Below are 11,387 nucleotides of genomic sequence, written 5' to 3' on the forward strand. Positions count from 1 at the left end.
CTAATCTTTGGCATCCGGCAGCATGCGGACGTTCTGCCGGTCGGCCCGCCAGATGGCGGGGCTGATGCCTGTGATCTTGCGGAAAGCTAGGGAGAAACTGCTCGGCCCCGAAAAGCCCAGCGCATGGGCGATCTGCTTGATCGGCTTGCCGACCTCCAGCATTGCGCGAGCCCGATCGATCAGGGCAGCGCGAATATGCGCCGAAACCGTCGTGCCAGTGGTCGCGTGGAACAGGCGCAGCAGATGCCGCTCGCTGACCGAACATATCTGCGCCAATTCGGCGACGGTCGGCGGGCCCAATTCTTCAGCCTGCAGCCGGTCGTTGATCCGTTGCAATTGTTGCGCGGACAGTTTGCCGGTCTCTTCCTCGTCGCCCGGCCGGTTACCCAGATATCGGGCGAGTTCGACGATGGCACGCGTCGTCAGCGATTCAACCAACGCGGCATGACCGATGGCGGGCAACCGCATCTCCTGGGCGAGATGAGCCAGCACCGCCAGTACAGGCGAGCGATCGAGGTTGCATCCGCGTTCCAGCTGTGCAGCGCCCCAGGACGGAACGAAGCCCAAAATTTGCTCGAACCGCCAGCGCTTTATCGTACAGCCGATCGAATAGGCGGTCCCGCCCGTGCCCCAACATTCCATCGCATGTCCGGCTGGATAATAGACGCTGCGCCCGAGCCGGATTTTCCTGGCGTCGGGAATGTCCGGAAAGCGGACATCGCCGCGATAGACGATAGGCGGCAGGCTCAGGTAAAGAAGATGACTGTCCTGATGTAGTCGCGTAATGACCGGGCCAGCCCATTCGCGACTTTTTAGCTCGATAGCATAGCCATCCCCGTCGAAGCGCGCACTCTCGAAACGGATCATGTCAGTTGCAACAGCGCCCGATCGGGGCGAAACGAAGCCGATTGAAGGGCAAGATAGTAGATCAAGTCGGGCATCCTCCCTTCTCATTTTCAGATACCTCTATAGCGTAGACATGGCTAAGGCGTCCAGATGCTCAACAGGATTTTTCGCGTGCCGCCGACTTTCTGGCACCGCGTCGGTCAGGCGTAATTCCAGTAACCATGTACCTGATAATAATTGGCAGGCACCGCAGTGGCGGAAAAGGAAACAAACTGTCCGAGGCGAGTAGGTAATTGAAGTCGAGAACGGGCAGGCCTCTCTTATGTTCATCGCCAAAGTTGCGACATGGCGCGCGAAGCGGATGGGACAGGATATGAACAGGCAGGCGGACGTTATCGTCATCGGCGCAGGATTTGGCGGCATCAACGCCCTTTGGAAGCTGCGCGGGATGGGTTTTGATACGTTGGTGCTGGAGCGCGGCGGGGAAGTGGGCGGCACCTGGTATTGGAACCGTTATCCTGGCTGTCGCTGTGACGTGCCCAGCATGGAATATAGCGTCCCTTGGGATCCTGAACTGGACCAGCAATGGGACTGGACTGAACGCTATTCCGGCCAGTCCGAAATCCTCGAATATGCCAAGCATCTGGCCGACCGGCACGATCTGCGCCGCGATATCATCTTCAATCGGACGGTAACGGGTATATGCCGCGATGAGGGCAGGGGCCTTTGGCAGGTGGAGACTGACGCTGGCGAGACCTATGAAGCGCGCTATGTCGTGACGGCGGCAGGCTGTCTTTCGACGCCCAACTTACCCGACATCACAGGCATCCGGGATTTCAGGGGCGAAATGTATCACACCGGAGAGTGGCCTCACGATCATGTCACGCTAGCGGGCAAGGAGGTCGCGGTATTGGGCACGGGATCGACCGGGGTTCAGGCATCGACCGCGATCGCCGGGGAGGCCGGGCATCTGTTCGTCCTGCAGCGTACAGCGCAATATAGCCTGCCTTCGCTCAACCGCCCATTGCGTGAAGAAGAAAAGGCGGAAATGAAGGCGCGCTATCCTGAGCATCGCGCCTGGCAGCGCAACAGCTTTGCCGGGCAGCAGATGGATCCGCCAGCGGGCATGAAGGCTTTCGACGACCCAAAGAAGCGCCGGCTGGAAGTCTATGAGAGAGCCTGGCGTGCCGGGCGGCAGGATCTTATCGCCTGCTATGCTGACATTGGCGTCGATGCCGATGTCAATGCCGAGGTTGCGGAATTTGCCCGCGCAAAAATCCGCTCGATCGTCAACGATCCGGCTATCGCCGAAAAGCTGTGTCCGACCGCCAATCCTATCGGTACCCGCCGCATCATTATGGACACCGGCTATTTCGAGATATTCAATCAGGACAATGTCAGCCTGGTCGATATCAGCGAAGATCCGATCGATCGGTTCGTTGAAAATGGCGTTCAGTTGCGAAGCGGGCGCTTGATCGAACTCGACATGCTGGTGATCGCGACCGGCTACGACGCCGTGACCGGGCCACTGCTGGCGATGAACATTACCGGGACTGGCAGGGTAAGGCTTGCCGATGTCTGGCGCGATGGACCGCGCAGCTATCTCGGCTTGATGGTCAAGGATTTCCCCAACCTCTTCACGATCACCGGGCCGACCAGTCCGACGGTACATGCCAACGTCATCTTCGCGATTGACCAGCATGTCGACTGGATCGCCGACTGCCTGGACTATTTGCAGCGCAACGACATCGCGTCAATCGAGCCGACCGATGAGGCGCAGGACGAATGGCTTGCCCATGTCGCGGAAGTCGGCAGCCGGGGTCTGCGCGCCAGTGACACCAACAACTGGTACCTGGGTCAGAATATCCCCGGCAAGCCGCGCGCCTTCATGACTTATGCCGGTGGCCTCAATAATTACCGTGCGCGGTGTGACGCTGTGGCGCAGGACGGCTATCGCGGGTTCATGCTGACCCGCGCAGAGCAGGATGCGGTGGTCGAATAGGGCTTGCGCAAAACATATACCTCATTTGCTTGACGAGGTGACTGGAAGGCTCCATTGATCTGGTGGAGGACGTCCACATCCTGGTATCGGGGCGGTGTCCGTCATCGTTCGGCGGACTATGCCCGGCCGATCGTCCTGAAAACTATGGGTGAGGAAAAAATGCGCGAAGCTGCCATTGTATCCGTCATCGGGTTGTTGGTGTGATAGGGGAAATCCGCGCCATGCCAGCTGTTGCGCTGGTTGCGGACCCACATCGGCTTGCCCGCGTTATTTTCCGGCGTGTTCGCCATGCTGGCGGGCAGCTTGATGTCCAGCTTGCTGTATTGCGTCTTGTACCGGTCTGGCGGCAGCGGGTCGCTATGGACCGCCTTGTGGCTGAGATACAGGAAGAAGGGCTTGGATTTGTCGCGTCCCTTCTCCAGCCAGTTCATCGCATAATCGGTCAGTTCGTCGGTGATGTAGCCGGTGCGTTTGACGGGCGCGCCATCGACATTGAGCATCTGTCGATCGCCCGCTGCAATCCGCTCAGGCGACAGCTGTTCGGTCGGGAAATAGGTGCCCTGACCCTTGAAGCTGACCCATTTGTCGAATCCGTCGCGTGGGGCGTCGGTGTCGAATCCCATATGCCATTTGCCGAAGAAGCCGGTCTGGTAACCCGCTTGCTGCAGATATTTGGGGAAGAAGGTCAGCCCTTCCTCCGAACTGTTATTATTGTCCACCACGCCATGGTTGCGCGCGGTTTGGCCGGTCAGGATGGTGGCGCGGCTGGGCGAGCAGAGCGAGGAGGTGACCACGGCGTTGGAGAAATAGACGCCATCCTTGGCCAGCCCGTCGATATTGGGCGTCTGGAGGCCAGGCGTCAGAAAACCCATCGCGTCATAGCGCAAATCGTCCACCAGCACGAAGATCATGTTGGTGGGCTTCTGTTGTGGCGCGCCCACCGGTTTGGCCAGCGCCCCCGGTCCCAACAGGGTGCAGGCGGCAATCATGGCGGCGTTCAGCGCGCGACGGGCGTTCTTCATGGGCGGTTTCCCTTCTTGTCCCTGATGATGCAGCGAAAGCCGATATGGCTGGTCGAACTGTCCACCGCCTGCGGATGGCGCGCGGCGGGGCGATAGCGCTGGCAATAATTGGCGGCGCACAGATGCGATCCGCCCTTCAGTACCTTGCGTGGAATGGGGATGTCGGGCGTGGCCGGGTCCAGGCTTTCGCGCTTGGTGCCGCCGCGCGGATTGGCGGGGACGCAGCAGCTCCCCTTGGCCTTGCGCTCGATCCGGGGCTGGGCGAACCAGTCGGTCGTCCATTCCCAGACATTGCCGATCATGTCGAACAGACCATAATCATTGGCCGGATAGGTCCGCACTGGCGAGGTGCGCTCATAGCCGTCCGCCAATGTGTTGGCGAAAGGGAAAGCGCCCTGCCAATAATTGGCCTGGCAAATACCGCCGGGTGCCAATTCGTCACCCCAGACATAGTCCGTCCCGTCCAACCCGCCCCGCGCGGCATATTCCCATTCCGCCTCGGTCGGCAACGTCTTCCCCGCCCATCGGGCATAGGCCTCCGCATCGGCATAGGCGACATGGACGACGGGATGATCCGCCAATATGTCCAGCTCACTGTCGGGTCCATGGGGATGCCGCCAGTCGGTGCCGAAACTGAAGCGCCACCACTGGCTGGCATCGTCCAGCGGTACGGGACCATTGGTTCGCTGGAACAGGAGCGACCCGGCCTGCGCCATCGTCGGATCCATGCCGGGATAGTCTTTGGGATCGGGCGCCAATTCCGCCAGCGTGACGTGGCCGGTGGCTTCGACGAATCGCGCGAAGTCGCGATTGGTCACGGGCGTTGCGTCCATCCAGAACCCATCCACCTGCACCCGGCGCACTGGCGCTTCTTCAGGATAGAAACGGTCCGATCCCATCTGGAAAGCGCCGCCGGGCAAGTGGATCATGCCCTCAGTCACGGCGATCGGCAGCCTTGAGCGATATGCCGGCGCCGCGCGGATAGGCGGGCGGCGGGCCGTCGTCGGGCAGGTCGGGGCTTTGCGCCTCGACATCGGCCATGGAGCGGGGGAGCGAGAAGGGCAGGCGGCCCTTCGCCACTGTCCGGCCAGTAACCACATCCAGCACCGCCGCGTCGCTCGCGCCGAAGGTGACGATCAGCGCGCGGGTCATTGGCTCGATAGCGGTCAGGATGGCGGGTCGGTCCATCTCCACCGCGACGATCGTGGGGACATGGGCGGAGGCACGGGCGATCGCCTGCACATCCTTGTCCTCGGCGCGGAAATCGAGCCGCCCTTCATGCTGGCGCGCGCCAAAGAAATGATGCGGGTGCAGCGTTTCAAAGGGGGTCGCGGTGCGGACGAGAGCGACATCCGCCTGCGCGGGATCCTCCACCACCGTGAAGCCCGCCGTTCGCGCTGCCTTTGCATCGACGCCATAGAGCCATATCCGCTTGCCCGGCGCGACCGGCAGGGTCGCCTTGTCGTTGCGTAACAAGACTTGGCTTGCGCGCTGGACGGCGTCCGCTTGCTGCTGTGCTTTCTGGTTCCCGACGATCCTTGCGGCAGCGGCTTCATCGACATAGGGATTATCGAACAAGCCCAGTTCAAACTTCAGGCGCAGCACGCGGCGCACGGACTCGTCGATCCGCTTTTCGCTGATCAGTCCCTTGGCCACCGCATCCAGAATGGGCGCGGGATCGTCCGCGCCGCCAAACTGGTCGATGCCCGCCTCTATCCCCTTGGCGAAGCGGGTCGTCTTGTCTGCTGCTTCCATGCCCCAGGGGATGCCGATCGACGCAGGAGTCTGGGGATTGGCGGCGTCGGGCGCCATGCAGGCTTGCGGGCAATCGCGGGTGATCGACCAGTCCGAGACGATCAGGCCGCGATACTGCTTCTCCCCACGCAACAGGCCGGTCAGCATCTGCTTGTTGAAACCTGCGGCGACCGGCTCGATCGACTGGCCTGTTATTTTCGGCCCATGGACGATGACATAGGTGGGCATGACCCCGGCGCTGCGAACAGCCAGGCTATCGTCAAAGGCGCGGACATGCTGGGCGAAGGATGCGTCGCTGAGCTTGGCGTTGCGGCCATAATAGTTGTGGCCGTCGAAACCCTCCGGCTCCGCGCCATAGCCGACCCAATGTTTGACCACCGTGGCGACGCCATCGGGCCGCACGCCGGAGCGGCCATGCTGAAAGCCTTCGACATAGGCGCCCGCAAGGCGTGATACCGCTGCGGGATCGGAACCGAAGGTCGCCGAAAAGCGCGGCCAGCGCGGTTCGGTGGCGAGGTCGGCCTGCGGCGACAGCGCCATATGGATGCCGACCGCGCGATACTCCTGCCGCGCAATGTCGCCGAAGCGGCGGACCGTATCGGCATCCCCCAATGCGGCGAAACCCAGCGTGTCGGGCCACAGAGAAAAGCCGCCACCAGTCGTGCTGGCACCCAAGGTCGCCTGAAAATGATGGCGCGGGTCGGTACTGATGGTCGCCGGAATACCAAGCCGACCGGCCTCCGCGCGCTTTTGCACCGCATTATTCTGTGCCGCGAGGTCGAGGGGCGCGACGACCAGCCGGGTGATGAAGCTGCTGATATGGCGATCATGCAGCAGTTTAGTGGTTGCGTCAGCATCATAGACAATGCCCACAAAGCCGATCGAGGAACCCGGCGTGGGCAGGGTGGCGTGCAGTAGCGTCCCGGCCTTTTCCGCCAGCGTCATCTGTCCCAGCAGATCCTCGACTCGCGCGTCGATCGGGGCGCGCACATCCTCATAACGATCAAGCCGGCCATTATGGTTGAGATCGCGCCAGCCCGTCGGCAATGCCGCCACACCGCGCACTGCCAGCATGCAAAGCGACGCCGCCAAGATCCAGCGCGCTCTTACCATGTCAATTGTTCCTTCCCGCAAAAGGCATCGACCGGGCTGACCCCGATAAAGGGCGCATCGCCCGTCAGCCTTTCCACCAATGCAGTCTGGACATCGGGCAGCGAGGCATAGGCATTGATATAGGTCGAGAAATTGGGTGCGTCATAAAGATAATAGGGTTGGCCGAACGACACCAGCAGCGTGGGGATTTCGCGGTTGAACTGGATCATGCCATTGCGCGGGCTGCCATGCAGCCTGGCGAAATCCAGGAAGATATGGCTGAGCGCCGGGGTCGCTTCCTGCCCGATCAGATAGAGGATGAGGTCGGCGTCGTCGGGCGTCGGAATCGCGTCGGAATCGAAGCTGCGGACGATGAAACCCCGGCGCTCGAGGCCCGCGCGCAGCGGCGTGAAGTCGCGTTCGGGCGCGCCAGAAAAAAAGCTGGAGCCTTCGTCGGCGATTATGACGACCCGTTTATGCCGATCGGGGGCAATGGGCAGCAGGGCATCGCGATCCTTGATCAGCGTGACGCTGCTCGCCGCAGCGCGCGCTGCCTGATCCAGATGATCGGACTGGCGTAGCGTTTCGCGCACCTGCTCCAACGGGGCGATCCGCTCGTCCAGTGTCATGCGGTGCAGGCCCAGCTTCGCCTTGAGCGACAGGAAGCGGGTGACGGCCTCATGCAGCCGCTGTTCGGAGAGGCGCCCCTCGCGCAGGCCTTGCAACATCAGCGCCATGTCCTCCGACGGATTGCGGCTGAACAGGAAAACATCGCAGCCATTTTCGATGACTGCGGGCACCGCTTCCGCCCGCGCCATCCAACTGGTGAGGCCGCCCATAATGGTGGCGTCGGACACGATCAGACCCTGGAAACCCAGTTCGCCGCGCAGCAGTTCCAGGTTCAGCAGGCGGGAAACAGAGGCTGGCTCGAATGCCCGCGCGCCAGCGTCAGGCAGTTCTTCACGGATATATGCGGGGAGGGCGATGTGAGCTGACATGATCGTCATCACGCCGTCATCGACCAATGTGCCGAAGATATTGCCAAAGGTCGCGCGCCACTCGGCCATGTCCATGTCGTTGACGCTGATGATCAGATGCTGGTCGCGATCGTCCAGCCCATCGCCCGGCCAATGCTTGACGCAGGCCGCGACACCCTGCGCCTGCAACGCGCGGACATAGGCGCGCGCCTGTGCCAGGATGCGCTCCGGGTCGGAGCCATAGGACCGGGTGCCGACCACGGCGTTGCGGAAGGCGCGGTTGATGTCGACCACGGGCGTGAACGACCAGTTATAACCCAATGCCCGGCTTTCGCGCCCGACGATGGCGGCCAGATCAGTGCTGAGGGCGAGATCGTCACACGCCGCGATGCCCATCTGGTTGGGGATGGCGGTTGTGAAGGGATAGCTGATCATACCCCCTTCGATGTCGCCCGACAGGATCAGCGGCACGTCCGACCGCTCGATCGCGTGGCGTGCAGCGCCCCAGGCGGCGTCGAGATTGCGGGTCGGGAAGCGATGGATGCCGCCCGGCGCATGGGCCAGCAGCCCGTCATTTTCCGCCGCACTGTCATGGCGCGCCGACAGGACGAACAGTTGTGCGATCTGTGCCTCGACACTCATCGCGTCGCGGGTCTGCTCAACCCAGTGCTGATCCTTCCGCGACAGGGCGAGGGGCGAGGCGCGCAACGGCGCGTCGAAAGGGGGCATGGCGATGGTCGCGCTCATTTCTGGTCGGTAGAGGCGTCGTCGTAACGCGCGCGTCTGACAAAAATCTCAAGCGGCTCGGCAAACGGCTTACTGTATTGGCGCGCTTCGCGCCACCGGAGCGCCTTCGTCTCCGCCAGTTTGGCCGGATAGCGGGCAGCCCCGTCGATTGCAGGGGCGAAACTCGTTCCGGCTGCATGGAGCAGCGTCGGGGCAAGATCGACCACGTCGACAAATTGCGTGCGGGGCTTGGCAGGCTGGACGGGTTTAGGGGCAGCGAAGGCGTTTGAAATGCCCATGCTCATCAGCATTGATGCGGCCAACGGCCAACGCGCCTTCATCCGACCTTCTCCCGGTTCAATATGGCAGGCGCGGCGACCGAAGCCGCCGCGCCCTTTGGTCAGAATTTCACGCCGAGCGTGGCACCGAAATAGCGGTCCGCATCCTTGTTGAAGGTGCCGACCAGATCATAATTACCCCCCAGGAAGGAGGTGTGGCCGATGCTGGTCAGATAATTTTCGTCGAACAGATTTTTGACGAACAGGGTCAGACTGTAGCGACCGTCAAGCTGCTTCACGCCGATGCTGGCATCGACAAGGGTATAAGCGGGCTGTTCCAGCAGCGGGTCCTGCTCGACCGAGAAGTTCATGGCGCTCTGGAAGTTGACGCCAATCTGGGCAAAGCCTGCAAAGTCGGTGCCGGGAATGTCCGCCTCGTAACGCGGCGCAACGGTGATCTTCCATTTGGGGCTGACGGGCAGGGTTGCGCCGCGAAGATTCTGGGTCGGGGTGACGCCCGCTGCCGTGCGATAGCAGATGTTGGTCGGCATCCCCGACATGATCGGCGCCGCCGCATTGAACTGCTGCGGGCAGTTGAGCCCATCAATGTCGATGGTGGCGTCAGAGTAGGTGACGGCGCCGGTCAGGCTGAAATTGTCGTCGGGACGCACGGTCGCTTCGACCTCGAAACCCTTGGTCTGCGACTTGCCCGCATTGGTGGACACGAACTGGACCACGCCTGCGGCGATATCGGACCGGTTGGCCTGCACCTGAAGGTTGGAATAGTCGGCCAGGAACAGCGCAGTGCTGACGCTCAGGACGCCGTCGGCGGTACGGCCCTTGAAGCCGATTTCATAGGCGTTGACATGTTCTGGCTCCAGCACGGTCTGGTTCGCCAGATCGGTGCCGATTTCCATGTCATAACCTAGCCCCTTATAACCGCGCGTATAGCTGGCATAGACTTGGGCATTGCGGCTGAATTCATATTGCAGGCCAGCCTTGCCGGTGACCGCCGTATCGCTGGCCGTAATCGATCCGCTCACCGGCGCATTGCCCGGCAGCACCGCGTCACCCGCTACGAGCGGCGAAATGCGGCTGCCGCTATTGGTGCCCTTTTCATATTGCAGGCGCAGCCCGCCGATCGCCTTCAGCCCGCCGACGATACGATAATCGACCTGGCCAAAAACGGCGACGCTGTCCTGCTTCAGGCGGACATTGCTGGCCGAGGACTGATAGATGGTGTTGGCAGGCGCGCAGGGCTGACCAAAGGTGCCTGCGGTGCAACGCACGCGTCGACGGTCGAATGGCCGCTTGATGTCGGAATGCATGTAGAACACGCCAGCGACATAGTTGAGGTCGCCGCCGCCATTATTGGCAATCCGCAACTCCTGGCTAAAGGCGCTCAGATCGACCTGGCCGTGGTTCTGGCTCCACATCGCATAGGGTGCAGCCGCGCCGACGAAGAGGGGAACCGTGCTGTTGATACGCTCGATCGGCTGGTTCACGTCCAGATTGTAGGATTGATAGGCAGAGATGGAGGTGACCGTCGCGGCACCCAGATCCCAGTCGGCCTGGAGCGAATAGGTCTGCTGGTCGCTGTTGGAATAGGTGACCGTTTCGTCATTGAGCGTGCGGTTGTTGCGCGTGGCGTTGATCGGGCCAACCAGCGTCTGCAAATTGGGGTTGGTGATCGCGATCCAGGTCGATGCGCAGCAATCGGCGGTCGTCTTGCGATATTCGCCGGTGAACAGCAGGTTCAGGTTTTCGGTCGCGTCCCATTCCAGCTTGCCACGCACGCCCCAGGATTTGGAGCCATTGTCCCAGCTGTCGGTGGCGATATTGCGGGCAATGCCGCGCACGTCGTTATAGAAGCCAGTGACGCGGGCGCGCATCGTGTCGCTGATCGGACCGGACACGGTGCCACGGGCGCGATATTCGCCATGTTCAGCGATGGTGACTTCGCCACGGCCTTCCAATTCGCGCGATGGGCGCGCGGTCGTGACGCTGATGACGCCTGCGGTCGCGTTCTTGCCGAACAATGTGCCCTGCGGGCCGCGTAGCACTTCGACCCGCTCAATGTCGGCAAGGTCCGTGAAACCCTGGGTCTGGCGGACGGCAACAACGCCATCGACGACGGTCGATACCGAGGATTCAACTCCCTGGCCGAACAGCGCGGTGCCGATGCCGCGAATACGGAAACTGCTGTTGGTGGGGGTCGCGCCCTGCTGGAACGTCAGCGACGGCACGGCCTGCACCAGCGAATTGCTGTCGTTGATCTGACGATTGGCGAGCGCGTCAGCGCTCACGGCGGTTACCGCCAGCGGCACATCCTGCAGACGCTCGGCGCGCTTCTGCGCCGTGACGACGATGTCGGTGCCATCCTGCGGTTCCTGGGGCGTGGCGTCCTGCGCCATCACGGCTGCAGGCGTGATCGCGACGCTCAGGCTGAAAAGCGACACCGCAGTGCGGCGCATCATCATGGCTTTGGAAAAACGCATATATCCTCCCCTATCCGGTGCCTGTGTCGGCGCGCGGTCTGGCAATAGTGATTTCCACCTGCGGTTGTCCGCTAGGTTGTAGCGCTAAATCTTCCGAACCGACGAACGAGTCAATATGAATATTTTAGCGCTACATTTTTCGCTCGAACTGCGGATATTTTGCAACAGCAAGACCGTCCACCATTTGCAAC

At 61.8% G+C, this 11,387-nt stretch carries 7 protein-coding genes and 1 pseudogene; 1 reads left to right on the forward strand and 7 read right to left on the reverse strand.

Annotated features, from left to right (window positions below; genetic code table 11):
• Positions 1–867, reverse strand: a complete 867-nt coding sequence (locus KRZ98_RS07405; RefSeq protein WP_217673014.1) for a helix-turn-helix transcriptional regulator — start codon at positions 865–867, stop codon at positions 1–3.
• A gap of 352 nt (positions 868–1,219) precedes the next feature.
• On the opposite strand from KRZ98_RS07405, the gene KRZ98_RS07410 reads away from it, so the two are divergent.
• Positions 1,220–2,848 carry an NAD(P)/FAD-dependent oxidoreductase gene (locus KRZ98_RS07410; RefSeq protein ID WP_217673015.1) on the forward strand — a complete coding sequence of 543 codons (1,629 nt, stop codon included), beginning with the start codon at positions 1,220–1,222 and terminating at the stop codon, positions 2,846–2,848.
• 173 nt (positions 2,849–3,021) lie between these two features.
• Here the strand turns inward: KRZ98_RS07410 and KRZ98_RS07415 are convergent.
• From KRZ98_RS07415 to KRZ98_RS07440, 6 genes and pseudogenes are all read right to left on the reverse strand, one after another.
• A pseudogene (locus tag KRZ98_RS07415) lies at positions 3,022–3,870 on the reverse strand (sulfatase-like hydrolase/transferase); the annotation flags it as partial.
• The gene (locus tag KRZ98_RS07420) at positions 3,867–4,799 is read right to left on the reverse strand and encodes a formylglycine-generating enzyme family protein (protein ID WP_217673016.1); all 933 of its coding nucleotides are present in this window, start codon (positions 4,797–4,799) and stop codon (positions 3,867–3,869) included. The gene KRZ98_RS07420 and the pseudogene KRZ98_RS07415, both read right to left, overlap by 4 nt.
• 4 nt (positions 4,800–4,803) lie before the next feature.
• Positions 4,804–6,699, reverse strand: a complete 1,896-nt coding sequence (locus KRZ98_RS07425) for a glycoside hydrolase family 3 protein (protein WP_254798184.1) — start codon at positions 6,697–6,699, stop codon at positions 4,804–4,806.
• A gap of 32 nt (positions 6,700–6,731) precedes the next feature.
• Entirely contained in the window at positions 6,732–8,441 is a 1,710-nt protein-coding gene (locus KRZ98_RS07430; protein WP_217673018.1) for a glycoside hydrolase family 3 protein, read from the reverse strand.
• On the reverse strand, positions 8,438–8,725 hold the full coding sequence (locus KRZ98_RS07435; protein WP_217673019.1) for a hypothetical protein: 288 nt from the start codon (positions 8,723–8,725) through the stop codon (positions 8,438–8,440). Before KRZ98_RS07435 ends, KRZ98_RS07430 begins: the two co-directional genes overlap by 4 nt.
• 95 nt (positions 8,726–8,820) lie before the next feature.
• Positions 8,821–11,196, reverse strand: a complete 2,376-nt coding sequence (locus KRZ98_RS07440) for a TonB-dependent receptor (protein ID WP_217673020.1) — start codon at positions 11,194–11,196, stop codon at positions 8,821–8,823.
• Between the last annotated feature and the right edge of the window lie 191 nt (positions 11,197–11,387).

Origin of the sequence: Sphingobium sp. AS12 (assembly GCF_019097845.1) — a bacterium.
Classification (GTDB): domain Bacteria; phylum Pseudomonadota; class Alphaproteobacteria; order Sphingomonadales; family Sphingomonadaceae; genus Sphingobium.

What these genes read in the sequence shown, in the direction of transcription:
- KRZ98_RS07405 (WP_217673014.1), bottom strand. Translation starts at nt 867, where the DNA reads ATGATCCGTTTCGAGAGTGCGCGCTTCGACGGGGATGGCTATGCTATC.
- KRZ98_RS07410 (WP_217673015.1), top strand. Translation starts at nt 1,220, where the DNA reads ATGAACAGGCAGGCGGACGTTATCGTCATCGGCGCAGGATTTGGCGGC.
- KRZ98_RS07420 (WP_217673016.1), bottom strand. Translation starts at nt 4,799, where the DNA reads ATGATCCACTTGCCCGGCGGCGCTTTCCAGATGGGATCGGACCGTTTC.
- KRZ98_RS07425 (WP_254798184.1), bottom strand. Translation starts at nt 6,699, where the DNA reads ATGCTGGCAGTGCGCGGTGTGGCGGCATTGCCGACGGGCTGGCGCGAT.
- KRZ98_RS07430 (WP_217673018.1), bottom strand. Translation starts at nt 8,441, where the DNA reads ATGAGCGCGACCATCGCCATGCCCCCTTTCGACGCGCCGTTGCGCGCC.
- KRZ98_RS07435 (WP_217673019.1), bottom strand. Translation starts at nt 8,725, where the DNA reads ATGAGCATGGGCATTTCAAACGCCTTCGCTGCCCCTAAACCCGTCCAG.
- KRZ98_RS07440 (WP_217673020.1), bottom strand. Translation starts at nt 11,196, where the DNA reads ATGCGTTTTTCCAAAGCCATGATGATGCGCCGCACTGCGGTGTCGCTT.